27 protein-coding genes are annotated in these 26,451 nt (G+C 67.1%); 19 read left to right on the top strand and 8 right to left on the bottom strand.

Features of this window, described 5'->3' with window-relative positions; translation table 11 throughout:
• Positions 1–5 precede the first annotated feature (5 nt).
• The 5 genes from ACZ52D_RS05150 to ACZ52D_RS05130 all read left to right on the top strand — a co-directional run bounded on the left by ACZ52D_RS05150 (position 6) and on the right by ACZ52D_RS05130 (position 6,764).
• Positions 6–605, top strand: coding sequence for a metallophosphoesterase family protein (locus tag ACZ52D_RS05150; RefSeq protein ID WP_464442771.1), 600 nt, complete (start codon positions 6–8; stop codon positions 603–605).
• Positions 602–1,222 (top strand): LysE family translocator, encoded by a 621-nt coding sequence (locus tag ACZ52D_RS05145; RefSeq protein WP_222456347.1) that lies wholly within the window; start codon positions 602–604, stop codon positions 1,220–1,222. The genes ACZ52D_RS05150 and ACZ52D_RS05145 overlap by 4 nt, the downstream gene beginning before the upstream one ends.
• A gap of 5 nt (positions 1,223–1,227) precedes the next feature.
• The gene (gene moaB, locus ACZ52D_RS05140) at positions 1,228–1,770 is read left to right on the top strand and encodes a molybdenum cofactor biosynthesis protein B (RefSeq protein WP_464442770.1); all 543 of its coding nucleotides are present in this window, start codon (positions 1,228–1,230) and stop codon (positions 1,768–1,770) included.
• Positions 1,771–1,899: 129 nt separating this feature from the next.
• The gene (locus ACZ52D_RS05135) at positions 1,900–3,363 is read left to right on the top strand and encodes an efflux RND transporter periplasmic adaptor subunit (protein WP_464442769.1); all 1,464 of its coding nucleotides are present in this window, start codon (positions 1,900–1,902) and stop codon (positions 3,361–3,363) included.
• 5 nt (positions 3,364–3,368) lie between these two features.
• Positions 3,369–6,764 carry an efflux RND transporter permease subunit gene (locus tag ACZ52D_RS05130; RefSeq protein WP_464442768.1) on the top strand — a complete coding sequence of 1,132 codons (3,396 nt, stop codon included), beginning with the start codon at positions 3,369–3,371 and terminating at the stop codon, positions 6,762–6,764.
• On the opposite strand, the gene ACZ52D_RS05125 is transcribed toward ACZ52D_RS05130, so the two are convergent.
• Entirely contained in the window at positions 6,713–7,240 is a 528-nt protein-coding gene (locus ACZ52D_RS05125) for an NUDIX hydrolase (protein WP_464442767.1), read from the bottom strand. The genes ACZ52D_RS05130 and ACZ52D_RS05125 overlap by 52 nt on opposite strands.
• An 8-nt stretch (positions 7,241–7,248) precedes the next feature.
• A complete protein-coding gene (locus ACZ52D_RS05120) occupies positions 7,249–8,079 on the bottom strand; it encodes a protein-disulfide reductase DsbD domain-containing protein (protein ID WP_464442766.1) in 831 nt (276 codons plus the stop codon).
• A 168-nt stretch (positions 8,080–8,247) separates the two neighbouring features.
• Here ACZ52D_RS05120 and ACZ52D_RS05115 point away from each other — a divergent pair, with 168 nt between their 5' ends.
• Positions 8,248–8,805: a YqgE/AlgH family protein gene (locus ACZ52D_RS05115; protein ID WP_369928453.1), complete on the top strand. Its 558-nt coding sequence runs from the start codon at positions 8,248–8,250 to the stop codon at positions 8,803–8,805.
• Between the two features lie 293 nt (positions 8,806–9,098).
• On the opposite strand, the gene ACZ52D_RS05110 is transcribed toward ACZ52D_RS05115, so the two are convergent.
• On the bottom strand, positions 9,099–10,061 hold the full coding sequence (locus tag ACZ52D_RS05110) for an L-threonylcarbamoyladenylate synthase (protein WP_222456340.1): 963 nt from the start codon (positions 10,059–10,061) through the stop codon (positions 9,099–9,101).
• Positions 10,062–10,202: 141 nt separating this feature from the next.
• On the opposite strand from ACZ52D_RS05110, the gene ACZ52D_RS05105 reads away from it, so the two are divergent.
• The 5 genes from ACZ52D_RS05105 to ACZ52D_RS05085 all read left to right on the top strand — a co-directional run bounded on the left by ACZ52D_RS05105 (position 10,203) and on the right by ACZ52D_RS05085 (position 14,433).
• Entirely contained in the window at positions 10,203–11,906 is a 1,704-nt protein-coding gene (locus tag ACZ52D_RS05105) for an acyl-CoA dehydrogenase (RefSeq protein ID WP_464442765.1), read from the top strand.
• Positions 11,907–11,911: 5 nt separating this feature from the next.
• The gene (locus ACZ52D_RS05100; protein WP_464442764.1) at positions 11,912–12,958 is read left to right on the top strand and encodes an MBL fold metallo-hydrolase; all 1,047 of its coding nucleotides are present in this window, start codon (positions 11,912–11,914) and stop codon (positions 12,956–12,958) included.
• Positions 12,959–12,993: 35 nt separating this feature from the next.
• Entirely contained in the window at positions 12,994–13,446 is a 453-nt protein-coding gene (locus tag ACZ52D_RS05095; RefSeq protein ID WP_222456337.1) for a DUF6173 family protein, read from the top strand.
• 207 nt (positions 13,447–13,653) lie between these two features.
• Positions 13,654–13,788: an aa3-type cytochrome c oxidase subunit IV gene (locus tag ACZ52D_RS05090; protein WP_222456336.1), complete on the top strand. Its 135-nt coding sequence runs from the start codon at positions 13,654–13,656 to the stop codon at positions 13,786–13,788.
• Positions 13,789–13,812: 24 nt separating this feature from the next.
• Positions 13,813–14,433 (top strand): hypothetical protein, encoded by a 621-nt coding sequence (locus tag ACZ52D_RS05085; protein WP_417475647.1) that lies wholly within the window; start codon positions 13,813–13,815, stop codon positions 14,431–14,433.
• A gap of 24 nt (positions 14,434–14,457) precedes the next feature.
• Here the strand turns inward: ACZ52D_RS05085 and ACZ52D_RS05080 are convergent, their stop codons facing one another.
• Positions 14,458–14,787, bottom strand: a complete 330-nt coding sequence (locus ACZ52D_RS05080) for an AzlD domain-containing protein (protein ID WP_222456334.1) — start codon at positions 14,785–14,787, stop codon at positions 14,458–14,460.
• Positions 14,784–15,512 carry an AzlC family ABC transporter permease gene (locus tag ACZ52D_RS05075; RefSeq protein WP_464442763.1) on the bottom strand — a complete coding sequence of 243 codons (729 nt, stop codon included), beginning with the start codon at positions 15,510–15,512 and terminating at the stop codon, positions 14,784–14,786. The genes ACZ52D_RS05080 and ACZ52D_RS05075 overlap by 4 nt, the downstream gene beginning before the upstream one ends.
• Before the next feature lie 64 nt (positions 15,513–15,576).
• Here ACZ52D_RS05075 and ACZ52D_RS05070 point away from each other — a divergent pair, with 64 nt between their 5' ends.
• The 4 genes from ACZ52D_RS05070 (at position 15,577) to ACZ52D_RS05055 (ending at position 19,037) form a co-directional block, all read left to right on the top strand.
• The gene (locus ACZ52D_RS05070) at positions 15,577–16,449 is read left to right on the top strand and encodes a formate dehydrogenase accessory sulfurtransferase FdhD (protein ID WP_417475685.1); all 873 of its coding nucleotides are present in this window, start codon (positions 15,577–15,579) and stop codon (positions 16,447–16,449) included.
• Positions 16,450–16,585: 136 nt separating this feature from the next.
• The gene (gene mobA, locus ACZ52D_RS05065) at positions 16,586–17,224 is read left to right on the top strand and encodes a molybdenum cofactor guanylyltransferase MobA (RefSeq protein ID WP_464442762.1); all 639 of its coding nucleotides are present in this window, start codon (positions 16,586–16,588) and stop codon (positions 17,222–17,224) included.
• The gene (gene mobB / locus ACZ52D_RS05060) at positions 17,221–17,712 is read left to right on the top strand and encodes a molybdopterin-guanine dinucleotide biosynthesis protein B (RefSeq protein ID WP_464442761.1); all 492 of its coding nucleotides are present in this window, start codon (positions 17,221–17,223) and stop codon (positions 17,710–17,712) included. The genes mobA and mobB overlap by 4 nt, the downstream gene beginning before the upstream one ends.
• A gap of 68 nt (positions 17,713–17,780) precedes the next feature.
• Positions 17,781–19,037 carry a molybdenum cofactor synthesis domain-containing protein gene (locus ACZ52D_RS05055; RefSeq protein ID WP_464442760.1) on the top strand — a complete coding sequence of 419 codons (1,257 nt, stop codon included), beginning with the start codon at positions 17,781–17,783 and terminating at the stop codon, positions 19,035–19,037.
• Positions 19,038–19,209: 172 nt separating this feature from the next.
• Here the strand turns inward: ACZ52D_RS05055 and ACZ52D_RS05050 are convergent, their stop codons facing one another.
• The 3 genes from ACZ52D_RS05050 to ACZ52D_RS05040 all read right to left on the bottom strand — a co-directional run bounded on the left by ACZ52D_RS05050 (position 19,210) and on the right by ACZ52D_RS05040 (position 21,377).
• Positions 19,210–20,259, bottom strand: coding sequence for a hypothetical protein (locus ACZ52D_RS05050; RefSeq protein ID WP_464442759.1), 1,050 nt, complete (start codon positions 20,257–20,259; stop codon positions 19,210–19,212).
• Positions 20,260–20,280: 21 nt separating this feature from the next.
• Complete coding sequence (greA, locus tag ACZ52D_RS05045; protein WP_464442758.1) at positions 20,281–20,751, bottom strand: transcription elongation factor GreA; 471 nt, start codon at positions 20,749–20,751, stop codon at positions 20,281–20,283.
• 245 nt (positions 20,752–20,996) lie between these two features.
• Positions 20,997–21,377, bottom strand: a complete 381-nt coding sequence (locus tag ACZ52D_RS05040) for a VOC family protein (RefSeq protein WP_464442757.1) — start codon at positions 21,375–21,377, stop codon at positions 20,997–20,999.
• 97 nt (positions 21,378–21,474) lie between these two features.
• Between ACZ52D_RS05040 and soxR the strand changes: the two genes are divergently transcribed.
• From soxR to ACZ52D_RS05020, 4 genes are all read left to right on the top strand, one after another.
• Positions 21,475–21,942 carry a redox-sensitive transcriptional activator SoxR gene (gene soxR, locus ACZ52D_RS05035; RefSeq protein WP_222456325.1) on the top strand — a complete coding sequence of 156 codons (468 nt, stop codon included), beginning with the start codon at positions 21,475–21,477 and terminating at the stop codon, positions 21,940–21,942.
• 172 nt (positions 21,943–22,114) lie between these two features.
• A complete protein-coding gene (locus ACZ52D_RS05030; RefSeq protein WP_369928480.1) occupies positions 22,115–23,761 on the top strand; it encodes an electron transfer flavoprotein-ubiquinone oxidoreductase in 1,647 nt (548 codons plus the stop codon).
• Between the two features lie 135 nt (positions 23,762–23,896).
• The gene (locus ACZ52D_RS05025; RefSeq protein WP_464442756.1) at positions 23,897–25,618 is read left to right on the top strand and encodes a tetratricopeptide repeat protein; all 1,722 of its coding nucleotides are present in this window, start codon (positions 23,897–23,899) and stop codon (positions 25,616–25,618) included.
• The gene (locus tag ACZ52D_RS05020) at positions 25,608–26,429 is read left to right on the top strand and encodes a 4-(cytidine 5'-diphospho)-2-C-methyl-D-erythritol kinase (RefSeq protein ID WP_464442755.1); all 822 of its coding nucleotides are present in this window, start codon (positions 25,608–25,610) and stop codon (positions 26,427–26,429) included. The genes ACZ52D_RS05025 and ACZ52D_RS05020 overlap by 11 nt, the downstream gene beginning before the upstream one ends.
• The last annotated feature ends 22 nt before the right edge of the window (positions 26,430–26,451 follow it).

Genomic DNA, 26,451 nt, shown 5'->3' with positions numbered 1-26,451 from the left:
AGCCGATGAAGATCCTCGCCTTTTCCGACCTGCACCTGTCGGTGCCGCACGCGGCGGCGCTGGTGGCGGCCAGCGCCGAGGCGGATCTGGTGATCGGAGCCGGAGATTTCTGCAACATGCGGCGGGGGCTCGACCGGGCGGCGGCCATGCTGGCGGACCTGCAGGCGCCGATGGTGGCTGTGCCCGGAAATGGCGAAAGCGCCGATGAGCTGCGCGCTGCGGGCTTTGCCGCGACAACGGTTCTGCATGGTGAAGGGACAAAGAGCGCAGGACTGCGCCTGTTCGGCCTCGGATATGGCGTGCCGCAAACGCCCTTTGGCAGCTGGTCCTGCGATCTGAGCGAGGCAGAGGCGGACGCGATGCTGGCGGGCTGCGACACCGCCGATATCCTGATAACGCACTCCCCGCCCAAGGGGGTTGCCGATGTGACATCCGGCGGGATTTCGGTGGGCTCCACCGCGATCCGCGCTGCTGCCGAGCGGATTCAGCCGCAATTGCTGTTGTGCGGACACGTGCATGATTGCTGGGGGCAACGCGGCCGGATCGGAAAAACGCAGGTGGTCAACCTCGGCCCCGGCGTGACGTGGTTCGAGGTGGAACGATGATCGATCTTTTGACATTGCTGGCCTTCATTCCGGCGGCGCTGGCGCTGAATCTCACCCCTGGGGCGGACATGATGTTCTGCCTCGGCCAGGGGTTGCGCTCGGGGCGTGGTGCCGCGGTGGCGGCCAGTGCGGGCATCACCGCCGGGTGCATGGTGCATGTGGTGCTGGCGGGACTGGGGCTCGGGGCCGTGGTGGCCGCGCTGCCGGGGCTGTTCGACGTGATCCGCTGGGTCGGAGTCGGCTACCTGCTTTATCTGGCCTGGGGCGCGTGGCGCGGTCGGCAGGTGGCCGCCGCCGGAGTGCCGGTGCCCGCGGCGCGGGCGTTCCGGGCGGGGTTCATCGTGAACCTGACGAACCCCAAGGTAATCCTCTTCGTGCTGGCCTTCATCCCGCAGTTCGTGGTGCCCGAAGCCGGGCCGGTGTTCGGCCAGTTCCTGATCTACGGCGCGGTGTTGTCGCTGGGCGGTTTCATCATCAACGGGCTGGTCGGTCTTTTTGCCGGGCAGGCCGGGCGCAAGCTGACGGGTTCGCCAGTCTTTGCCCGCTGGCTCGGCCGGGTGTCGGGAACGATTTTTGCAGCGCTGGCGGTACGGCTGGCCATCATGGAAAAGGTGTGACGCTCATGTCCCGGATCGACGAAACGCGGGAGTTCATCCCGGTACGCATCGCCGTGCTGACGGTCTCCGACAGCCGCCGACTGGAGGACGACCGCTCCGGCCAGGTGCTGGTGGACCGGCTGCGCGACGCAGGCCATGTGCTGGCGGATCGCAAGATCATCCCGGATGAGCGCGCGGAGATCGCGGCGCAGCTGCGCGCCTGGGTGGCTGACCCCAAGGTTGATGTGGTGATTTCGACAGGCGGTACCGGTCTGACCGGGCGCGATGTCACGGTCGAGGCGCACCGTGACGTCTACGAAAAGGAGATCGAGGCCTTCGGCACCGTCTTCACCATCATCTCGATGCAGAAGATCGGCACCAGCGCGGTGCAGTCGCGTGCCACGGGCGGCGTCGCAGGCGGGACCTATCTGTTTGCGCTGCCCGGCAGCCCCGGCGCCTGCAAGGACGGCTGGGACGAGATCCTTTGCAAACAGCTCGATTACCGGCACCGGCCCTGCAATTTCGTGGAAATAATGCCCAGATTGGACGAACATCTGCGTCGGAAATGACGGTGGCTTGCGTGTAAGCTCGAAAACCCCTGCGCAAAACGGTATGTTTGCAAGCGGGTTCAAGGCGTTCGCGCCCAGGCATAGCAATGCGGCGGCCCCGGAAGCAACCGCCACCGGAAGGATTTGAGGATGCGCTTTTTGCGGCAGAGTGTAACAGGCCTTTTGCTGGTGGCGGTGACGGCGGCCCTGCTGATTTTTGCCGCGCAGCTGATCGTTGACGCGGTGCAATCGCGGCTGGGGGCCGAACGTGCCGCGCCGCCGTCGCGCGAGCGGGTGTTCGCGGTGAATGTCGTCACCGCGCAGATGCAGACCGTGGCCCCGGAGCTGACCGCCTTTGGCCGTATCGAGAGCCGCCGGACGCTCGAGCTGCGCACCGCCACCTCGGGGCGGGTGGTGCAGCTGGCGGAGGGCTTCGTCGAAGGTGGCAGCGTGCGCGCGGGCGAAGTGCTGGTGCAGATTGACCCGGCGGACGCGCAGGCCGCTTTGGACCGCGCCGAGGCCGACATGATGGATGCCCGCGCCGAAGAACGCGACGCCGGCCGGGCGCTGATCCTGGCGCAGGACGAACTGCAGGCGGCGCAGGATCAGGCGCAACTGCGCGAACGGGCGTTCCAGCGTCAGCAGGATCTGCAGGCACGTGGCGTCGGCACCGCCGCCACCGTTGAAACCGCCGAGCTGGCGGCGGTGCAGGCCCGCCAGGCGGTGATTTCGCGCCGTCAGGCCGTCAGCCAGGCCGAGGCCCGCGCCGACCAGGCCGCCACCCGGGTGGCGCGCGCCGAGATCGCGCTGGACGAGGCCCGCCGCGACCTTGAGGATACCACCATCACCGCCGGTTTCAGCGGTACCCTGCAGGGCGTCAGCCTGGTGCAGGGGCGGCTGGTGTCGGCCAATGAAAAACTGGCTGAGCTCGTCGATCCCGACCTGCTCGAGGTCGCCTTTCGTGTGTCTACCGCGCAATACGCCCGGCTGCTGGATGCCGAGGGGCGGGTGCTGACAGCACCGGTTCGGGTGACGCTGGATGCCGCCGGTGCCGGGCTCAGCGCCACGGGCCGGATCACGCGCGCCAGCGGCGCGGCGGGCGATGGGCAGACCGGGCGATTGATCTACGCTGAACTGGACGTCGCGCCGGGGTTCAAACCGGGTGATTTTGTCACCGTGCGGGTGACCGAGCCGGAAGTCGCGGGCGTGGCCCGCGTCCCGGCTTCGGCGCTGGGCGCGGATGGCAGTGTGCTGGTGCTGGATGCCGACAACCGGCTGGAGGCATTGCCGGTAGAGCTGGTGCGCCGCCAGGGCGACGACGTGCTGATCCGCGGGGCCGGTCTCGCCGGGCGCGCGGTGGTCACCGGGCGCACGCCGCTGCTGGGGGCGGGCATCAAGGTCCGCCCGCTGCGCCAGGGCGCCGAGGCGCAGGCGCGTCCGGACCTGCCGGATCTGATCGAACTCAGCGACGAGCGCCGCGCCCGGCTGGTGGCCTTTGTCGAGGCCAATGGCACGATGCCGTCGGAGGAAAAGCAGCAGATGCTGCAGAAACTGGCCGCGGCGCGGGTGCCAGCGGGGCTTGTCAGCCGCATTGAATCGCGGATGGGAGGCTGATCCCGATGGTCCGCGATCTGCCGCACACCGCCCGCGGGCTGTTCAGCTACTTCACCCGCCATCGCACCGCCGCCAACCTGATGCTGGTGCTGATGCTGGTGCTGGGGGGGATGGCAATCCCCAACATGCGGGCGCAGTTCTTTCCCGATGTGATCGTCGAAAGCGTCACCGTCTCAGTGGAATGGGAAGGCGCAGGCCCGGAGGATGTCGACAGCGCCATCGTGCAGGTGCTGGAACCGGTGCTGCTCGCGGTGGACGGGGTCGAGGAAACCACCTCCACCTCGCGCGAGGGCAGCGCCACGCTGACACTGGAATTCGAGCCGGGCACCGATATGGGGCAGGCTGCCGATGACGTGCAATCTGCCGTGGATGGCGTCACCACGCTGCCGGAGGAGGCCGAGGAGCCCAGCGTGCGCCGGGGCGCCTGGCGAGACCGGGTGACAGACGTGGTGATCTCCGGCCCGGTGGCGCCGGGGCAGCTGGGGCAATTCGCCGATGAGCTGGTCGTGCGCCTGTTCGAGGCCGGGGTGACCCGCACCACCATCCGCGGCGTGGCGGCGCCCGAAACCATCGTCGAGGTGCCCACCGCCAGCCTGATTACCCATGACATCACCATGCGCGAAATCGCCGATGCCATCGCCGCCGAGGTCGATGCAGACCCGGCAGGCGACATCAGCGGCGCCAATGCCCGCGTTCGCACCGGCAGCGAGAAACGCAAACCCGATCAGCTGGCGGCCATCGTGCTGCGCACCAATGCCGATGGCTCGGTGCTGACGGTTGGCGATGTGGCGCAGCTACGGGTCGAAGGCGTCGACCGCAACCGTTCCTACTTTGTCGGTGAAAATCCGGCGATGTCGATCCGTGTCGACCGTTCGGATCAGGGCAATGCGATCCGCTTGCAGGCGCAGGTGCAGGAGGTGGTGGACCAGTTGCAGGCCAGCCTGCCGCAGGGGGTAACCGCCGAGCTGATCCGCACCCGGGCGCAGGCGATCACTGACCGGTTGGATATCCTGGTCGACAACGGGTTGGCGGGACTGGGGCTGGTGATGTGCCTGCTGTTCCTGTTCCTGAACACTCGCATCGCCTTCTGGGTCGCGGCGGGCATCCCGGCGGCGATGTTTGCCGCCGTGGCGCTGATGTATGCCGCGGGCATCACCATCAACATGATCAGCCTCTTTGGTCTCATCATCACGCTGGGGATCGTGGTGGATGATGCCATCGTGGTGGGGGAGCATGCTGACTTCCGCGTGCGCCGCCTGGGCGAAAGCCCGGTCGAGGCCGCCGAGAACGCCGCCCGCCGCATGGCGATGCCGGTCTTCGCGGCGACACTGACCACCATCATTGCCTTCTTTGGCCTGGTGTCGGTGGGGGGGCGCTTTGGTGAGCTGATCCGCGACATCCCCTTCACCGTCATCGCGGTGCTGGCGGCCTCGCTGGTGGAATGCTTCCTGATCCTGCCCAACCACCTCGCCCATGCGCTGACCCACGCGCAGGCGCGGCACTGGTACGACTGGCCCAACCGGATGGTGAACCGCGGCTTTCGCTGGCTGCGCGACCATGGCTTCCGCCCGCTGATGGCGCTGGTGGTGCGGGCGCGCTACGCGGTGCTGGCGGGGGCACTGGCGGTGCTGGCGAGCCAGGCGGCCCTGTTCATCAACGGCGACGTGAAATGGCGCTTTTTCAATGCGCCGGAACGCGGGTCCGTCACCGGCAATTTCGCCATGGTCGAGGGCGCCACCCGTGCCGACTCGCTGGCGATGATGCAGGAGATGCAGCGCGCGACCGAGGCGCTGGGCGCCGAGTATGAGGCGCGGTATGGCCGCAATCCGCTGGCTTTCGTGATGGCCGAGGTCGGCGGGAACAGCGGGCGCGGGCTGTCCGGGGTCGAAGCCAAGGATGCCGATCTCCTTGGCGGCATCTCGATCGAGCTGATCGAGGCTGACCTGCGCCCCTATTCCAGCTTTGCCTTCGTTGCGGAATTGCAGGAACGGGTGGTGCGTCACCCGCTGGTCGAGACCGTGTCCTTCCGCGGCTGGCGTTCCGGGCCGGGGGGGGACGCGCTGGACGTGCAGTTTTCCGGCGCTGACGTGCAGGTGCTGAAAGACGCTTCCGAGGATCTTAAGACCGCGCTGCTGCGCTTCCCCGAGGTCTCCGCGGTCGAGGACAACCTCGCCTATGACAAGGAAGAGCTGATCCTGGACCTGACCCCGCAGGGGCAGGCTCTGAACTTTACCATCGGCAGCCTGGGTCAGGCGCTGCGGGCGCGGCTGAACGGGATCGAGGCTGCGACCTACCCGGATGGGCCGCGCAGCGCCACCATTAGGGTCGAGCTGCCGGAGGGTGAGCTGACCGCTGATTTCCTGGAACGCACCCTGATGCGCGCGCCCAGCGGCATTTACGTGCCCCTCGCTGACATCGTCTCGGTCGAGCGGCGCAGCGGCTTTTCCACCGTGCGGCGCGAAAACGGCGTGCGGGTGATCAGTGTGACCGGTGACATCTCCGAGGATGACCCCGCCCGCGCCGAGGCGGTGATGCAGGCGCTGCAGCAGGAAATCCTGCCGCAGATCGCCAGCGAACGGCAGGTGGACTGGCGGCTGTCCGGTCTGGCCGAGCAGGAACAGACCTTCCTGCAGGAGGCGGGCACCGGGCTGGTGCTGTGCCTGACCGGCATCTACCTGGTGCTGTCCTGGATCTTTGCCAGCTGGACCCGGCCGCTGGTGGTGATGGCGATCATCCCCTTCGGCCTGGTGGGGACCATCTGGGGCCACTACATGTGGGAGGTGCCGCTGAGCATGTTCACCGTGGTGGGGCTTCTCGGCATGACCGGTATCATCATCAATGATTCCATCGTGCTGGTGACGACCATCGACGAATACGCCAGGGATCGCGGGCTGATTCCCTCGATCATCGACGCGGCGGCGGACCGGCTGCGCCCGGTGATGTTGACCACGATGACCACTGTGCTGGGGCTGGCGCCCTTGTTGTTCGAGCGCTCGCAGCAGGCGCAGTTCTTGAAACCCACGGTGATTACCCTGGTCTACGGCCTCGGCTTCGGCATGTTCCTCGTGCTTCTCGTGGTGCCTGCCCTGGTGGCGGTGCAGCGCGATCTCAGCCGGCCGGTGACCTCCTTCCGGCGCGCGCTGCGACGCGGTGCCGGGCGGCTACGCTGGCTGATGACGGGGGCTGCGATGGTGCAACTGGGCTGGCTGGTTCTGGCGCTGGGCTGGCCGATGGCCACCGGTGCGCTGCATCCGGCCCTGCGGTCGCTGCCATCGTTGGCAGCGATGGAGCCGGTGCGGGCGGGGCTGCTGGCCTTTGTCCTCGGGGCGCTGGTTCTGGCGCTGCTGACCTACCTTGTCGGCGGGTTGGCGTTGCGGGCCAACTCCCGCCAGCGCGCCTGAGCTGCCAGCGCGACTTCCGGCACCTGGTCCAGAAGTTGCAGCCCGCGGGTGGCGATCTCCGCCACCGGGATCCATTCGGCCTGTTCGGCGTCATCTTCCGGTGCCGGGGTGCCGTGCAGATATTCGCAGAGCACCACGCACAGCAGGTACTGCTGCTGTGCTGCGCCGTCCGCGTCCCGGGCAATCACGTCAATGTTGGTCAGGTATTCGACTGGCCGCGCGTGGACGCCGGTTTCCTCCAGAAGCTCCCGGGCCGCCGCCTCCAGCGCGGTTTCTCCCAATTCCACGTGCCCGCCCGGAAAGCCCCACCAGCCCGCGTTGGGCGCTTTGCCGCGCTGCACCAGGATGACGTGATCCTGCCCGTCAATCCGGTGGGACACCACTGCGATGGCCCCCAGAACCGGGCGTTTCACGACTGGATCGGGCAGGGGTTCGGGGGTTGCGTCCACGGTGGGCAGGGTCTTGTCCTCGGGCATGCGTCGACTCATCCCGCGTCACAGCCGCGGATGTCCACCGCGTGGTCGCGGCCCAGCACGGTGATCCGAAGTTTCGAGCGGTCGATGGCATAGGCGCGGCCCTCGGCAGGCAGGAATTCGGTCTGTGCGATCAGTTGGTTGCCCTCGCGCCGGGTCTTGGTTTCCCCGGCGTGCAGGGTGGGGCTGCCAGGTTCGATCACCGCGATCTCCTCGCCACCGGTCGAGGGCATGGTGATGCGGGCGGTGACCTCCATGCCGTATTTGGTGGGGCGCAGGCTGCAAGTGGCGGCGCGCACGCCCGCCTCGCTGGCGGACCAGGGGCGGCTGGCCAGGGCGGCGGCTATCGCCGGGTGGCGCGGCGCGCCCGGATCAAGCTGGTGGTCAAAGCGCACGTCTGCGGGCACGCAGACATCCTTGCAGACGCCCAGTTCCATCCGCCCCTTCAGGCGCACCGGCTTGCCCGGGGTCTGTGGCGTCACCTCAACCGGAAGCACCAGCTGATCGTGATAGCCGATGGTGCGAAAGCCGGAGGTCAGGAAAACCTCGGGCGTCGGCCAGGTGAAGGCGACCGCGCCGAGGTTGCGCGCACCCCGCCAGGAGAAGGTCGGCGGAATGCCCGCATCGCCCGGCGCCCGCCAATAGGTTTTCCAACCCGGCTGCAAGGTGATCCGCAGTGCCGCCTGCAGCGTGCCGCGCGCGGTGGTGCCGCCGTCCAGCACCTCGACCCGCACGATTTCCCCGGTTCCGGCGCGCGCGGTGGCACCAAGGCCGAAGAGGCCGCAGGCCAGTGCGGCGGCCACCGCCAGCGCGGTTGCGACGGATGAAAGTCGTTGTCTCATGCCCGGATACATGCGTCGCGCGGCGGGGTTTGCCAAGTCACGTTGCAGTCATCGTGCTGTGTTTGCGGCAATTTTGCCGGAGAGTTGGCGGCCGCGCGCCGATGCGCCCCTTGCGTGCCGGCGGGCTGGGCGGCATGGTGGGAGAACGCAGCAGAAAGATGGACGGTCATGGATCTTACTGGCAAGCTCTTGATTGCAATGCCCGGAATTGGCGACCCCCGGTTCGAACATTCGGTGATCTTCCTGTGCTCGCATGGGGAAGAAGGTGCCATGGGGCTGATCGTCAACAAGCCGGCCGATGGTGTGGTGTTGGGCGATCTGCTGGAACAGCTCGAGATGGGGGGCGAGGCCAGCTCTGCCGCCACGCTGCCGGTGCGCTTTGGTGGTCCGGTCGAGACCCAGCGCGGCTTCGTGCTGCACTCGCCGGATTACGAATCAGACGTCAGCTCGCTGAAGGTGTCTGGCGGCTTCTCGATGACCGCGACGCTGGACGTGCTGGAAGATATCGCCCAGGGCAAGGGGCCGCGCGACCTCTTGGTCTTGTTGGGATACGCCGGCTGGGGGCCGGGACAGCTGGAGTCGGAAATCGCCATGAATGGCTGGCTGACGGCCGAGGCGAGCCCCGAGCTGGTCTTTACCCTGGCGGATGACAGCAAATGGGGCGCGGCGCTGAAGACGCTGGGCGTCGATCCGCTGAACCTGTCGGCCAGCGCAGGTCACGCCTGACCGCGGTCGCCGCAGGCGCATCCGGAGCCTCCTTCACCCAGAACGCCGATTGGCCCGGTTTGCGGGCCGGACCCGGACAGAAGCACGGGCTCCCGCCCTTTGACCCAGTCATCAGGGATGACCGGGCAAAGGTTGGGCCCGGCGCCGTGCTGCGCACGGCGCTCCCGTCCCAGACCGAGAGGGGCCGTGTGATTTGAGGCCGGGCAGGCGGCGGTTTCGCCTGTTGTCCTGGTCTGTGGCCACCGCCAATGAACGCGGCTACCGGGATCCAGTCGCGCCTGCGCGCCGTTTATTCAGTCTCGTGGTGCGGCGGCACGGCGCAGGCGGTCGTTGATGGCCGCGCCCAGTCCGTGATCCGGGATCGGTGCCACCGCGATGGGCTGTCCCAGCGCATCCAGCCGGTGCAGATGGCCGAACAGGTTGGCCGCGGCCTCGGCTAGATCACCGGTTTCCGACAGGTTGAGGTCGCAGGTCTGCGCATTGCCCATGGGGCCGAAGCCCAGAAACAGCTCGCCCGGGGCAGCGGTGCTGGCGTTCAGGCGCACCGAGGCGCCGGGGGCGTAATGCGACAGCAGCTGGCCCGGCGCGGTCAGCGGGTCGTGCACGTTGCGCATCACCAGTTTCCGGCCCAGCACCGCTTCGATCTCCTCCGCCGCCAGCCCGCCGGGCCGCAACAGCATCGGCTCTGGCCCGGCGAGGCCGATGATGGTGGATTCCAGCCCGACGCCGCAGGCACCGTCATCGAGGATGGCGGCGATGCGGCCGCCCAGCCCTCCGGCAACATGCGCCGCGGTGGTCGGGCTGATCCGGCCGGAGGGATTGGCCGAAGGCGCCGCAACCGGCCCGTCCAGTGCCTGCAACAGGGCCTGACCAGCCGGATGCGCGGGCACGCGCAGCCCCAGCGTTTCCAGACCTGCCGTCACCAGCGGAGAAATCCCGTGCCCGTCGCGCAGCGGCAGAACCAATGTCAGCGGTCCCGGCCAGAAGGCCTGCGCCAGCCGTTCCGCAGCGTCATTCCACTGCACGTAGCGCCGCGCGGCCTCGGCGGAATGCACATGGGCGATCAGCGGGTTGAAGCTGGGCCGCCCCTTGGCCTCATAGATCGCGGCCACGGCCTGCCCCTGCCGCGCATCCGCGCCGAGCCCATAGACCGTTTCGGTGGGGAAGGCGACCAGCGCGCCCTGGCGCAGCAGCTCGGTTGCGCGGGCGAAGCCGGGGCCGTCGGCGGCAAGAATTTCGGTGCTCAACTGGGGCATTGCGTGTGACGCGGCGTTTTGGTTGCTTGAAACGGGGGGGCGGGTAGGTAATCGATCAAGCCCCAGACCTTAATGGGCCGGCTCGGGGATGCCAAGACCGCCCGATGCAAACGACCCGTCCAGACCACCAAAGGATGCGCCATGACCTTCCGTTCCCCCGTTGCCGAGTATGAATTTCTGCTGAAACATGTTGCCGGCTACGACCGGATCGCCGCGACCGACCGCTTTGCCGATGCAACTGCGGATGTCGTCAGCGCCATTCTGACCGAGGCCGGCAAGATGTGTGACGGCGTGATGGCTCCGTTGCAGCGCGACGGGGATCTGACGCCGGCCCGCCTGGAAAACGGGGTGCTGCGGACCTCTCCCGGTTTTGCCGAGGGCTACAAGGCGATTGCCGAAGGGGGCTGGATCGGTATCAGCGCGCCAGAGGAACATGGCGGCATGGGGCTGCCGCTGACCCTGGCGACCGCGGTGAACGAGATGATGGCGGGGGCCTGCCTGTCGTTGCAGCTCGCTCCGCTGATGAGCCAGGGCCAGATCGAGGCGCTGGAGCACCACGCCTCGGATGCGCTGAAGGAACTGTACCTGCCCAAGCTGATTTCGGGCGAATGGTCGGGCACCATGAACCTGACCGAGCCGCAGGCCGGTTCCGACGTTGGCGCGCTCAGCTCCAAGGCGGTGGCGAATGGCGATGGCACCTACGCGGTGACGGGGCAGAAGATCTTCATCTCCTGGGGTGACAATGATTTCTGCGAGAACGTTTGCCACCTGGTGCTGGCGCGGCTGCCCGACGGCGTGCCGGGGACCAAGGGCATCTCGCTGTTCCTGGTGCCGAAATACCTGCCCGACGCCGACGGCAATCCGGGCAAGGCCAACGATCTGAAGGTGGTCAGCCTGGAGCACAAGATGGGCCTGCACGGCTCGCCCACCTGCGTCATGCAATATGACGGCGCCGCCGGCTGGCTGGTCGGCAAGGAGCATGGCGGCATGGCGGCGATGTTCACCATGATGAACAACGCGCGTCTCGGTGTTGGCGGCCAGGGCGTTGGTGCGGGCGAAGGGGCCTACCAGCAGGCGCTGGCCTATGCGCTGGAGCGCAAGCAGGGCAAATCCGCCAGCGGCGTCATTGCCGACCACGCCGATGTGCGCCGCATGTTGATGGAGATGAAGGCGGATCTGTTCACGGCGCGGGCCATCCTGCTGGCCTGTGCGCAGGCCATCGACATGCAGACGGCCACCGGGGACGCGGGCTGGGCCGCGCGGGCCGCTTTCCTCACGCCGATCGCCAAGGCCTTTGGCACCGACACCGGCATCCGGGTGGCGGAAACCGGGGTGCAGGTGCACGGCGGCATGGGCTTCATCGAGGAAACCGGCGCCGCGCAGTTCTACCGTGATGTGCGGGTGACGGCGATCTACGAAGGCACCAACGGCATCCAGGCAATGGACCTCGTCGCGCGCAAGATGATGGACGGGGGCGAGGCGGCCTTTGCCCTGATCGAGGAAATCGAAGAGCAGGCCGAACGCGCCCGCGCCAGCCATCCCAACATGGCCGAAGCTGTCTGGCAGGCCTGCGAATCCCTGCGCGAAGCCACCGAATGGCTGGTGGCCCAGCAAGACCTGCAGGACCGGTTTGCCGGTGCGGTGCCGTTCCTCAAGGCCTTTGCCCGGGTTCTGGGCGGTCACTACCACCTCGCCGCCGCGATGGCCGATCCGGGCGGCGCGCGCGAGAAACTGGCGCGCTTCTACATCAACCGGATACTGCCCGAACACGCTGGCCTGCTGGCCCACGCACAGGCAGGGGCGGAAGGGGCCTTCGCTCTCAGCCTGGACGAGCTGGCAGGGTAAGCCCGATGACCAGCGTTCCCGACGTCGCCCCGCGCACCCCCTGGCAGGACCCTCCGGCCGAGGGGGAGGCGATCGAGGTGGCCGAAGGCGTGCTGTGGATGCGCCTGCCGCTGCCGATGAAGCTCGATCACGTCAACGTCTATGCGCTCGATGACGGCGACGGTTGGACGGTGATTGATACCGGCATGAACAGCCGCCGCAGCCGCGCGATCTGGGAACGGCTCATGGCCGGCCCGCTGGGCGGCAAGCCGGTGCGCCGGGTGGTGGTGACCCATCACCATCCCGATCACATCGGCCTCGCGGGCTGGTTCCAGCGCGCGCACGGGGCCGAGCTGGTCACCACCCGCACTGCCTGGCTGTTTGCCCGCATGCTGACGCTGGATGTGCAGGAAGCCTGGCCGGAGGAAACACTCGCCTTCTATCGCAGTGCGGGCATGGACCGCGCGTTCTACGACAAGCGCGCGGCTGAGCGCCCCTTCAATTTCGCCGACACCGTGCATCCCATGCCGCTGGGCTTTACCCGCATCCGGCAGGATGACGTGATCCGCATGGGCGGTCGCGACTGGGACGTGCATATCGGCAACGGCCACGCGCCTGAACATGCCACGTTCTGGAGCCGCGACGACAACCTGGTGCTGACCGGCGACCAGATCCTGTCGACCATCAGCCCCAACATCGGCGTCTATGCCACCGAGCCGATGGCCGATCCGCTGGGCGAGTGGCTGGAGGCCTGCGAGCGGCTGGCACCGCTGGCGCGCCCCGAGCACCTGGCGCTGGGCGGGCACAAGCTGCCGTTCTCGCGCCTGCCGCTCCGGATGCAGCAGCTGATCGGCAACCACCACGGCGCGCTGGAACGGCTGCGCGAGCATCTGAACCAGCCCCGCACTGCCGCGGACTGCTTCTCCGTTCTGTTCAAGCGCACGATTGGCGAAGGGGAATACGGCCTTGCACTGGTCGAGTCGGTGGCCCATGTAAATCACCTGTACCACATTGGTCAGGTGGCCCGCTGGAAACGCGAGGACGGCGCCTGGCTCTACCAGAACCGGGGGTAACGCACCTTCGGGCGACATCACCATCGGGGGGAAGCATGGACAACGAAATTTCAACCAGCGCCGAGGCGGCCGAGGCCGCGATCCTGCCCTGCGTGCACGAGGTCCACGCCGATCCCGAGGCCTGCGCCGGGCTGACCAAGGTACCGGAACGCCTGCAGCAGCCGGATGCCACCAAAAGCGCGTCGCGCTGGGCGTATGAACGGCTGATCCTCTACATCCAGAACTTCGAGAAGCAGCTGGACAGCGAACACGAAGTCGCCATGGGCTTTGCCGGTGGTGACGCCGGCGTGCTGCGGATCGAGGGCATCGGCTATTTCGATCCCGACATCATCACCTTCTACGGCAGCGAGGCCAACGGCACCAAGACCCAGCTGGTGCAGCATGTCAGCCAGCTCAACGTCATGCTGCGCGCGGTGCCCAAGCTGCGGCAGGCGGAACCGGCAAACCGGATCGGCTTCCGGCTGGCGTCCGATCTGGACGCGGTCTGAGGCGCGTCCGATTCGCGCCAACGCGGCGGCAGGGCTGGCCGTAACGGCCAGCTCGACGCTGTTCGGTGGCAATTGTGGCCCACTGGCCCCTGTCAGCTCGTGCCGGGGTGGCGATTTGTGGCAGCTGCGCCGGAATGACGTGGTGACAGCCCGGGCCAAATCCAGTAATCAGCGGCAAAACGCACGCGAATTTTGAGGGATACGCACATGGCTGAACATCAGCACGGCTCCATGGACATCACCACTCAGGAAAAGGTCTATGCAGGGTTTTTGACTTTCATCACCCGCTCCTGCATCGCGCTGGTCTTCTTCGCGCTGTTCCTGGCGATCTTCGCAACCTGATCTCCTGATCGAAGGACGGTGCCGATGCGCAAACTGCTGTGTCTTGGCGCGGCGCTGCTGGCGCTCGCGGGTTGCGCTGCGCCGCAGCAACCCAATGCGGACGCCGCAACGCTGGCGCAGGTGGCCTATCGCCACCCCGGCCCGCCCAAGCTCACTCTTTATACGATGATCAACAACCGCACCGGCCGGGGCGGTCACACCTCGTTGATGATCAACGCCTCCGAGCGGGTGATCTTCGACCCTGCGGGCTCTTTCTACGCCCCGGTGGTGCCGGAGCGGAACGACGTGCTCTACGGGATTACCCCGGCGGTGGAAAAGGCCTACCGCGGGTCGCACGCGCGCAGCACCTTCCACGTGATGGTTCAGGAGGTTGAGGTCACGCCGGAGCAGGCCCAGCAGGCCTATCAGCTGGCGGTTACCAATGGTCGGGTGCCGGGCGCCTTCTGTGCCCAGGCCACGGCGGCGATCCTGCAGCAGATCCCGGGGTTCGAATCCGTTGAACGCACCTTCTACCCGGAAAAACTGGCGGAGCAGTTTGCCACTTTGCCGGGCGTGCGCACCACCCGCTATTACGAAGACGACAGCGCCGATCTCAAGGACGGGATCGCCCGCAGCAACGCCGAGTTGGCTGCCACCGTCAACTGATGGGGCGGCCCGGCGCGCAGCGCGTCATGCGGCGAGATACAGCAACAGCAATGACACGCCGCCCGCAGCCAGCGCGTACAGAACGTTGCGGGTCACATAGCCGACCGTGAAGGTCGCGGCTGCGGCCGCGAAATGGATCAGGCTCGGTGTGCCGTCGGTCGGGGCAGGCCAGACCACCAGCGGCGCCACCAGCGCGGGCAGCACCGCAACCGCGGTATAGCGAAGATGCCGCATCAGCCAGGGCGCAATCGGGCGTCCCCCCATGAAACCCAGAAACACGAAGCGCAGCGCATAGCTGCCAAGCGCCAGTCCGGCGATGACGGTCCAAAGGACCGGGGTGGGGATGCTGCTCATTTCACGGTCTCCGCCTTCGATTTCTGCCGCTCCAGCCACAATTCGGCCTGCGCCCCGGCAATCATGCCCGCGATCCCTGCAACGATCAGACCCAGGTTGTAGGGCAGCATCGCCGCGGGCAGGGATGTCGCGACCGCCACCAGGCAGGCTACGATATGCGCCGGGGTGCGCAGCATCGGCCCGATCATCGTCAGGAACGCCAGCGGCAGTACGAAATCCACGCCCCAGCTCTCGGGGATGCGGCTGCCCGCCATGACACCAGCCACGGTCGCAATCACCCAGGCCGGGGTGACGATGCCATTGGTGCCCAGGAAATAGGCCATGCGCTGCCCGGTGGTCATCCGCGGCTCGTTTTCGAATTTCACGATCGACAGCGCATAGGACTGATCGACCACGAAATAGGCCGCCAGCGCTCGCTGCCACATGGGCGCATCGCCAAGGTAGGGCGTCAGCGAGGCGGAATACATCGCCATCCGCAGGTTCACCGCCAACGCCGACACCAGCACGATCAGCAGCGGCGCATTCTCCTGCATCAGCTGCAACGCGGTAAACTGGGCGGCGCCGGCAAAGACTGCCAGCGAAAACGCAAAGGCTTCCGGCACGATCAACCCGGCCTCGGCGGCGAGCACGCCGAACAGGAAACCGAAGGGCGAGGCCATGAAGAGAAACGGCGCGCTGTCGCGAAAGCCTTGCCAAAAGGCAGATTTGGTGGTGGAGCTTGCCATCTGTGCGTCCTAGATTGCCTGCATCCGGCCTACGCCGGACGCAGGAGGAATGCAATTGGTGAGCATGGATATCACGTCAGAATATCTGATCGCCCCCGGGGTCTCGAACCCCCGGCTGACCCGCGCTGTCACTGGCACCGATCAGAACGGCGACGCCCTCGAGATCGCCGTGGTCGAGGAGCGCCCGCTGACCATCTTCCTGAACTCGCAGGAAATCGTCACCGCCATGACCATCGGCGACTACCCGGAATACCTGGCGCTGGGGTTTCTGCGCAATCAGCGGATGCTGCGCGACGGCGATGAGGTCACCCGCGTCGACTATGACGAGGATCTGGAAACCGTGGTGGTGCGCACCGCCGTTGAAACCAGCCACGAGGAAAAGCTGAAGAAGAAGACCCGCACCTCCGGCTGCGCGGTCGGCACCGTCTTCGGCGACATGATGGAGGGGCTGGAGGACGTGCGCCTGCCCGAAGCCGAGATCCGCACCTCCTGGCTTTACGCGCTGGCGCACAAGATCAACCGCACCCCCTCGTTGTACCTCGAGGCAGGGGCGATCCACGGCACCGTGCTGTGCCATCAGGACCGCCCGCTGGTCTATATGGAGGACGTCGGCCGCCACAACGCGGTGGACAAGATCGCCGGCTGGATGCTGTCCGAAGGCGCCGATCCCGCGGACAAGATCCTCTACACCACCGGCAGGCTGACCTCGGAAATGGTGATCAAGACCGCGATGATGGGCATCCCGGTGCTGGCATCGCGCTCCGGCTTCACGGCCTGGGGTGTCGAGATCGCGCGCGAGGTCGGCCTCACCCTGATCGGCCGGATGCGTGGCCAGCGGTTCATCTGCCTTTCCGGCGAAGAGCGGCTGGTCCGCGACATGGACCCCAAGGACGCGCCGGTGGAGGAAAAGAAGCACCGTCGGAAGAGTGCGGAATGACTGTTCGGTCACATAGAGACGAGGGCAGCGCTCGGCCCGACGGGGAGGGCGTGAAGCGCCCGCGCCGTGGGGGGCGGGACGGGCGCTGCCCGGCCTACCGGTCGGGCGGCTTCTCAAAAGCTGGAGACCTCAAAAGATGACCCAACCCCTCGGCGTAATCCTCGCAGGCGGCCTCGCCACCCGGATGGGAGGTGGCGACAAGGGTCGCCTGCAGGTCGGCGGCCAAAGCCTGATCTCCCGCGTCATTGACCGCCTGTCACCACAGGTCGCGGGCCTCGCGCTCAACGCCAATGGTGACGCTGCGCGGTTTGCCGACCTTGGTCTGCCGGTCATTGCCGACTCGATCGAGGGCTTCGCCGGGCCGCTGGCGGGCGTGCTGGCAGGTCTCGACTGGGCGGCAGAGCAGGGGGCAGACAGCATCGTCACCGCCGCCGCCGACACGCCGTTCTTTCCCACCGACCTGGTGGCCCGGCTGACCGAAGCCGGGGCAGGGATGGCGCATCCGCTGGTGCTCGCCACCACCCCGCGCAGCGGCGACGAGGCGCTGAAATCCGGCGGCGGCAAGCGTGTGAACCGCCACCCGGCCTTCGGCCTCTGGCCCGTTGCCCTGCGCGACGACCTGCGCGCGGCACTGCAGGACGGTCTGCGCAAGGTGGTGCTCTGGACCGACCGGTACCAGGGCCGCGAGGCACTGTTCGAGGCGGAGCCTTTCGACCCGTTCTTCAACATCAACACGCCCGAGGATCTGGCCAGGGCCGAGGCGCTGCTGGCATGAAGATCTACGGCGTCACTGGCTGGAAGAACAACGGCAAGACCGGTCTGATGGAACGGCTGGTGGCCGAGATCACCGCCCGCGGGCTGACGGTCTCTACCATCAAACACGCCCATCACGGTGCCGATGTCGACCGGCCCGGCACCGACAGCCACCGCCACCGCATGGCCGGCGCGGCAGAGGTGGTGCTGGCCAGCCCTGCCCGCATCGCCCTCATGCAGGAACTGCGCGGCCAGCCGGAGCCGCCGCTGGCGGACTTGCTGGCGCGGCTCTCCCCGGTCGATCTGGTGCTGGTCGAGGGCTACAAACGCGAAGCCCACCCCAAGATCGAAGCCCACCGCCAGGCGGCCGGGACCGAACTGATCGCGCCGGGGGATGACAGCATTCGCGCGGTTGCCAGCGATGTGCCGCTGGACCTCGACCGGCCGGTGTTCGATCTGGATGATACCGTGGCCATTGCCGATTTCCTGCTGGCCGATATCGGCCTGTGAAATCGGCCTGTGAAACTGGCCTGTGACTTCCAGGCTGTGATGGCTCCAACCCTTTGAGGCTGCCCGAGATGACCCTGACCCCGCCCCCCCTCAGCAACGATTGTTTTGCCCTGCCCGCAGGGGTCGACTGGACGCCGGTGGATGACGCGCTGGAGCTGCTGCGCACGCGGCTGACGCCGGTCACGGAGGCTGAGACCGTGCCGCTGGAGGCCGCATTGGGTCGGGTGCTGGCGCAGGATGTGGCAGCCCGGCGCGCCAACCCGCCGCAGCCGAACACCGCGGTGGACGGCTACGGATTTGCGGGCGGACGACCCGCGGGCGCGCATGTGCTGCCGCTGGTTGAGGGGCGGGCGGCAGCAGGCGTGCCCTTTGACGGCGCGGTGCCTGCAGGGCAGGCGATCCGGGTGCTGACCGGCGCGGCGCTGCCCGATGGGGTCGATACCGTGATCCTCGAGGAGGACGTGAACACGGATGGTCGCCAGATCGCCTTCAACGGGCCGCTGAAGCAGGGCGCCAACACCCGCCGCGCGGGCGAGGACGTGCAGGCAGGCGCGGTGATCCTGACCGCGGGCCGGGTGATTACCCCCGCCGATCTGGCACTGGCCGCCGCCACGGGGCTGGCAGAGCTGCCGGTGCGCCAGCCCTTGCGTGTCGGTGTGCTTTCCACCGGGGACGAGCTGGTCGAGGCGGGGATGCCCGCGGGGCCGGGCCAGATCTATGACGCCAACCGGCCGATGTTGCTGGCCTTGCTCCGGCAGATGGGATTTCAGGCACTGGATCTGGGGCGGGCCGCAGACGATCGCGGCGATTTGCGCGCCCGGCTGGACGATGCAGCGGCGCGCGCCGATGTGATCCTGACCTCCGGCGGGGCCTCAGCCGGGGATGAGGACCATGTCTCCGCACTGCTGCGCGAGGCCGGTGCAATGCAGGAATGGCGTATCGCGCTGAAACCGGGCCGCCCGCTGGCGCTGGGGATGTGGCAGGGCACGCCGGTCTTCGGCCTGCCGGGTAACCCTGTGGCGGCGCTGGTCTGCACGCTGATCTTTGCGCGCCCGGCGATGGGGCTGATGGCGGGGGCGGGCTGGCAGCGCCCGCAGGGCTTTGACGTGCCGGCCGGGTTCGAGAAACGCAAGAAACCGGGCCGCCGCGAATACCTGCGTGCCCGGATGCGCGATGGCCGCGCGGAGGTCTTCGCCTCCGAAGGCTCCGGCCGCATCAGCGGCCTCAGCTGGGCCGAGGGGCTGGTCGAGCTGCCGGACGGTGCCGTGCATGTGAAACCGGGCGATCCGGTGCGCTTCATCCCCTATGGCAGTTTCGCGATGTAACGGTGGGGCTCCCGCCCGCGGGCCGGCGCATCGCAGATGCTTGCCCGCCGTTGGGCCGGGCGCCGCGCCTGGGCGCGGCGGGCAGGCCTCATGGTTCTGAAGCCATACATTCGTTGTCGACAGCCGCGCCCGTGCGGGCAACAGGGGCGAACTGGCCGTGATCGGGTGTGGCTCAGTCGAAGGTGCCGGCCACCCGGCCCAGCAGCATGAAGGCGCGCGCGGTGCGGGTATTGGCAAGGGCCGAGATATCGCTGTCGGTAGCCTCGGCCTCGAAGTCGGCAAACATCTGGTCGAACCGCCGCAGGAAGTGATGCGCGGCGTCGCGGAAAATCGGATCCTGCTTCATCCGCGCGGCCGTCAGCGCCAGCGAGCTGCGATCGCGCACGCCGCCAAGCGCCGCTACCGCCCGGCCACGGGCGCCCTGGGCGAACTGGCGCCAGACCTCGGGGCGCGCCATGTCGGGGCGCAGATCATCCATGTAGATGCCGTCCTGGCTCAGCAGGGTCAGGACATCCTGCGCCGCCTGGATCACCTGCGCCGTCTTGCGGTCCTTCAGTGCTGCGCGCAGGGCGGCAAAGCCCTCGGTGTCCTCGGCGGTTTCGGGAAAGTTCAGCGCGCGGATGAACTGGTCCGCCGCCAGCGGCGGCGCCGCTTCCTCGGCGGGGGTGTCCAGCGCCAGGGACCCCTGCTCGGCGGCCGTCATCTCGGCAGCCGCGGCGGGAATCGCGGGCCGGGTCGGCTGGTTGCGGCGGCTGGTGTGGAACGTGGCCAGGGCGGTTTCGGTCTTGCGGGTCGCTTCGGCGATTTCTTCCAGCCGCTTGGCCACCGAGGGTTCGGCCACCGCGGCCTGCTGCTGTGCCTGGGTCAGATAGGTCTGGCGCAGACCGTCAATGGCGGCTTGCAGCTGCTCGCATTCCTCGCGCACGACGCGGGCCGACCGCGCGGCCGAGGCCGCCACCCACAGCATCGCGAGCGGCAGTACCAGCGCCAGGATGGCGACGATGCGGTCGCCCCATTCGTCCAGTCCGCTGTCCTGCGGCGCAAACAGGTACAGCCCCGCCGCCGCCACCAGCCACAAGGCCCCCAACCCGATCGCGACCAGCTCGGCACCGCCCAGACCGTTGCCGGGAGGGCCGTCAAGCCGCGGCAGCGGGCGACCGCTGCTGAAGGCGCTGCCGCTGCCGGAACTGCTGTTGGGGCCTGTGCTGCTGGGGCCTGTCATCTGGGCTGCCGTGTTTGCGGATCAGGAATAGACGATCTTGAGGATTTCATAGGACCGCTCGCCACCGGGCGTGCGCACCTCGACGCTGTCCCCCTCTTCCTTGCCGATCAGGGCGCGGGCGATGGGGGATTTGATGTTCAGCAGGCCCGCCTCGATGTTGGCTTCGTGCTCGCCGACGATCTGCCAGCACTTTTCCTCGTCGCTGTCCTCGTCGACCACGGTCACCTTGGCGCCGAACTTGACTGAGCCGGACAGCTTGGCCGGGTCGATCACGTCAGCCAGCGACAGCAGGCCTTCCAGCTCCTTGATGCGGCCTTCGATGAAGGACTGCTTTTCGCGGGCCGAGTGGTATTCGGCGTTTTCCGACAGGTCACCCAGCTCGCGTGCTTCGGCGATGGCCTGGATGATGGCCGGACGTTCGACCGACTTGAGAGTCTTCAGTTCGCTTTCCAGCGCGGCGTGACCCGTGGGGGTCATCGGGATCTTTTCCATGAGATTGGTCCAGGTCGCTTAGTGTTCTTGTCAGGTGGAAAACCGGAGCCCCGCAGCATAAGCCGCGGGGCGTCCGATCCGGTTGACAGATACCTGACCCAATCCCGCGCCCGATTTCAAGTGGGCGCGGGCCGCTTGCGGGCGCTTATTGCCGCAAACGGGGGATTTTACGCGGGTTTTCCACAGCTTTGCGCGGAATAATGCCGCCTGCGCCGCCGCCGCGCAGCGCCGCTTGCCACATCAGATCAATCATATTGCACCGCCTCGAATTCAATGCCGTTTTCATCGTGGAAATAGAACCGGCGCCCGGGTTCGTAGTCGCCGTGGTTGATCGGGGTGAAGCCCGCGCCCTTGACCGCGTCCTCGGTGGCGTCGAGGTCCGGCACGATCACCGCCAGATGGTTCAGCCCGCCGATGATGCCATAGCTTTCGGGCGCCTTGCCCGCAGCTGAGGGGGGCGCGTAGAGCGCCAGGTAGCTGTTGGACTCACCGACGTGCACGCTGTAGCCGCCGTTCTTGGCCGCGCCCTCCCAGCGAATGTGCCAGCCAAAGACTTTCTGCATCCAGGCGGCGGTGCCATGGGGGTCGGCGACGGTGACATTGGCGTGTTCCAGAACTGCGCTCATCGGAAATCTCCTGTGTTTGGATTTAAAAAACGGTTGATGCGAGTCACCGTAATTTCTAAACCTAACTTTAGCTCAAGCATTTTCTTCAGGAGGTCCGATGCCCCCGTCCGCAGGCATTTCCATCGGTTACCTGGCCGAGCGCACCGGCCTCGCCGTCTCGGCCATTCGCTATTACGAGGCGCAGGGGCTGGTGGAGCCCTGGCGCAACGCGGGCGGCCAGCGCCGCTTTCACCGCGCCGACATCCGGCGGCTCAGCTTTGTGATGATCGCGCAGCAGTTCGGGTTTTCACTGCCGCAGATCCGCGGCTTCCTGCGCGGCCTGCCGAACGGGCGCACCCCGACCAAGCAGGACTGGGCCGAGATCTCGGAAAACTTCCGCGACCTGCTGGACCAGCGAATCGAAACTCTCGTGAAACTGCGCGACAATCTGGACGGCTGCATCGGCTGCGGTTGCCTGTCGCTGTCTTCCTGCAAGCTCTACAACCCTGACGACCGCGCCGCGGCAAAGGGCAAGGGGCCAAGATATCTGATGGGAGACAGCCCCGAGACGGAAAATGATCCTTGAATGGCGAATTTGGACGCACTTTTTGTCTCAGTTGCCTGTTTTACAACCCGTGACGCGGTGTTTGGATTGACCCGGCGGCCTGCCACCAGCTAAGCAACCGCGAAAGAAAATTGCGCCCACCTACCTCTCGTGGTGGAGCCGGTAGCGAAGACAAAGCCAAGGAGCGCCGCAAATGGCCGAGATTGAACGCGAAGCGATGGAATACGACGTGGTGATCGTCGGGGCCGGTCCCGCCGGCTTGTCTGCTGCCATCCGCTTGAAACAGCTGGATTCCGACCTCGAAGTGGTGGTGCTGGAAAAAGGGTCGGAAGTGGGCGCGCATATCCTGTCGGGCGCGGTTCTGGACCCCTGCGGCCTGGATGCGCTGATCCCCGACTGGAAGGAAAAAGGCGCGCCGCTGAACGTGCCGGTCAAGGAAGACAACTTCCTGATGCTGGGCGAGGCGGGGCAGGTCCGCATCCCCAACTTCCCGATGCCGCCGCTGATGAACAACCACGGCAACTACATCGTGTCGATGGGCAACGTCTGCCGCTGGATGGCCGAACAGGCCGAGGCGCTTGGGGTCGAGATCTTCCCCGGCATGGCCTGCTCCGAACTGGTCTATGGCGACAATGGCGAGGTAAAGGGCGTGATCGCGGGCGAGTTCGGCAAGAACCCCGACGGCACCCCCGGTCCGGCCTATGAACCCGGCATGGAGCTGCACGGCAAATACGTCTTCCTCGGCGAGGGCGTGCGCGGTTCGCTGTCCAAGGAAGTGATTGCCAAATATGGCCTGTCGGACGGCAAGGAGCCGCAGAAATACGGCATCGGCATGAAGGAGATCTGGGAGATCGACCCGGCCAAGCACAAGGAAGGCACCGTGACCCACACCATGGGCTGGCCGCTTGGTAAGAACGCGGGCGGCGGCTCGTTCATCTACCACCTGGACAACAACCAGGTCTATGTCGGCTTCGTGGTGCACCTGAACTACAAGAACCCGCACCTGTTCCCCTACATGGAATTCCAGCGCTTCAAGCACCACCCGGTGGTGGCTGACCTGCTGAAGGGCGGCAAGCGCGTGGCTTATGGTGCCCGGGCGATCACCGAGGGCGGCTGGCAGTCGATGCCGAAACTGGTCGCGCCGGGCGTGGCGCTGTTGGGCTGTGCCGCGGGCATGGTCAACGTGCCGCGCATCAAGGGCAACCACAACGCGATGCTGTCCGGCAAGGCGGCGGCGGAAGCCGCTTATGAGGCGATCAAGGCAGAACGCTCGGGCGACGAACTGGCCGCCTACGAGGCCGAGGTCCGCAACGGCGCCATCGGCGAAGACCTGAAGAAGGTCCGCAACGTGAAGCCGATGTGGTCCAAGTGGGGTCTCACCGCGTCCTTGATGCTGGGCGGTCTGGACATGTGGACCAACACCTTTGGCTTCTCCTTCTTCGGCACGCTCGGCCACGGCAAGAACGACGCCGAAGCGACCGAGGAAGCCTCCAAGCACCAGCCGATCGACTATCCCAAGCCCGATGGCGTGTTGTCCTTCGACCGCTTGACCAACGTCAGCTTCTCGATGACCAACCACGAGGAAAGCCAGCCCTGCCACCTGCGGCTCGGCAACCAGGACACCCCGATCAAGGTGAACCTGCCGAAATTCGCGGAGCCGGCGCAGCGCTACTGCCCGGCCGGTGTCTACGAAGTGGTCGAAAAGGACGGCCAGCCGGAGTTCGTCATCAACTTCCAGAACTGTGTCCACTGCAAGACCTGCGACATCAAGGATCCCAGCCAGAACATCACCTGGACCACGCCGCAGGGCGGGGACGGGCCGAATTACCCCAACATGTAACGCGTATTTTACGCATTCGGCGTGGTTTTGCCGGAAATTCGGGGCGGCCTTCGGGCCGCCCCATTGCGTGTTCGCGGGCAGCGGACTACGCTTTCGGGGTAACGCCAGAGCAGTAAATCTCAAAGGGGGTCCCGCGTGCCCGTATCCATCTACCGCAGCCTGACCGGGGCGGCTCTTCTCGCCGTCTGCGCCGTCTTTCCGCCTGCCCTGCAGGCCAGCGGGCTGGCCGGTTCCTACCTGGCCGGTCGCGCCGCCAAATACGAAAATGATTTTGCCGCGGCTGCGCTCTATTACACGCAGGCGCTGGCCCGCGATCCCCAGAACCCGCTGCTGATGGAAAACGTCGTCTTTGCCCAGCTCGCCATGGGCCGGATTGACGCCGCGGTGCCGGTGGCCAAGCGGCTGCTGCAGGCCGGTGCGCGCAGCCAGGTCGGCAATGTGGTGATCGCTGGCAGCCATGCCCTCAACGAAAATTTCGAGGCCATCCTGGCCCGCGACCCCGAGTTGGAGGCGATCCACCCGCTTGTCGACGGCTTGCTCGAAGCCTGGGCGCATGTCGGCGTGGGGTCGGTATCCAACGCGTTGAAGACGTTCGATGAGCTGGCCGAGGACGACAGCCTCAGGCCCTTCGTGCTCTATCACCGGGCGCTGGCGCTGGCCTCTGCGGGTGACTACGGCGGCGCCAATGCGCTGTTTGCCGCGGACGAGGGACGCCTGGGCGGGCTCAGCCGCCGGGCGGCAATTGCGCGGGTGCAGATCCTGTCGCAGCTGGGCCGCAATGACGAGGCCCGCGAGGCGCTGCACGCGGCTTTCTCCGATCGGCTCGACCCGGGGCTGGCGGCGCTGGAGGCGCAGTTGCAGGCCGGTGAAACCCTGGCCTTCACCATTGCTCCGACGCCGCGCGATGGCATTGCCGAGGTGTTCTTTACGCTGGGGGCGGCGTTGAATGGCGATACCGCCAACGACTACGTGCTGATGTACGCCCGCATCGCGGCCGCGATGCGACCCGACCACGTGGACGCGCTTCTGCTCAGCGCCAGCTTGCTGGACCAGATGGGGCGCTATGAACTGTCCGTCGCCACGTACCGGCAGGTGCCCAGTGGCCACCCGGACTACCACGCGGCCGAAATGGGGCGCGCCGAGGCGCTGCGCCGCGCGGCGAAACCCGAGGCCGCCGCCGAGGTGCTGGCCCAGCTGAGCCGCGCCTTCCCCGATCAGGCCAGCGTCTACATCAGCCTTGGCGACCTGTTGCGCCAGCAGGAAGACTACGCGGGGGCCATCGACGCCTATGACACCGCGCTTGAACATCTCCCCGAAGAGTCCGACAGCCGCTGGTTCCTGCTTTATGCCCGTGGCATCTGCCATGAACGGCTGGATCAGTGGGAGCAGGCCGAGGCCGACTTCCGCGCCTCGCTCGAGCTGGAGCCGGACCGGCCACAGGTGCTGAACTATCTCGGCTATTCGCTGGTGGAAAAGCAGATCAAGCTGGATGAGGCGCTGGACATGATCGAACGCGCCGTCGCCGCGCGGCCGGACAGTGGCTACATCGTCGACTCGCTGGGCTGGGTGCTGTTCCGCCTCGGCCGCTTCGAAGAGGCGGTCGCGCATATGGAGCGCGCGGTCGAGCTGATGCCGGTGGACCCCGTGGTCAATGACCATCTGGGGGACGTTTACTGGGCGGTGGGCCGCGCCCGCGAGGCGGAGTTTCAGTGGAAGCGGGCCCTGTCCTTCATCGACCCCGCCGACACGGATGGCGAGGCCGATCCGGACCGCATCCGTCGCAAGCTGCAAATCGGTCTCGATGCGCTGCTGGTTGAGGAGGGGGCCCAACCTCTGAAGGTCGCCAATGGCGGTTGAGGTCTTTGCCCCGGCCAAGATCAACCTGACCCTGCATGTGACCGGCCGCCGCGATGACGGCTATCACCTGCTGGATTCGCTGGTGGTCTTTGCCGATGTCGGTGACCGGCTGCGGCTGGAGCCGGGACCGGAGCTGGCGCTTGAGGTCTCCGGCCTGTTCGCCAGGGGCGTGCCCACGGATGCGCGCAACCTTGTGTGGCGCGCGGCCGCGGGCGCGGGCTGGCGCGGACGCATTCACCTCGACAAGCAACTGCCGCATGGGGCGGGCATCGGCGGTGGGTCGTCTGATGCCGCGGCGCTGTTGAAGGCCGTCGCCGGGCAGGGCGCAGAGATCCCCGCAGAGCTGCCGCTGTCGCTGGGTGCCGATGTGCCGGTCTGCATGGCCGCCCGCGCTGCCCGGATGCAGGGCATCGGCGAAGGCGTCACCCCGACCGACCTGCCGCCGCTCCATGCGCTGCTGGTCAATCCGGGCGTGCATGTGCCCACCGGTGCCGTCTTCAACGGGCTGGAGATGCGGGAAAACCCGCCGATGCCCGAGGCGCTCCCCGCCTTCACCGGCACCGAGGACTGCGCCGCCTGGCTGCAGGAACAGCGCAATGACCTGGAGGCCCCGGCGCGCCGACTTGTCCCGGAGATCGACCGCACCCTCTCCGACCTGCGCAACTCCCGGCAGGCGCTGCTCGCGCGCATGTCCGGCTCCGGCGCCACCTGCTTTGCACTGTATCCGACAAAAAAGGCCGCCCATATGGCGGCTTATGAGATCGGCGCGGAGCATCCCGACTGGTGGTGCAGCGCGGTCACCCTGACCTGACCCGCCCCTCCGCGGACCGAAG

It is taken from the genome of Leisingera sp. S2M4 (genome assembly GCF_055398055.1).
Note: the sequence above shows the minus strand (reverse complement) of the source record. Positions and strands in the feature narration are given on the sequence as shown.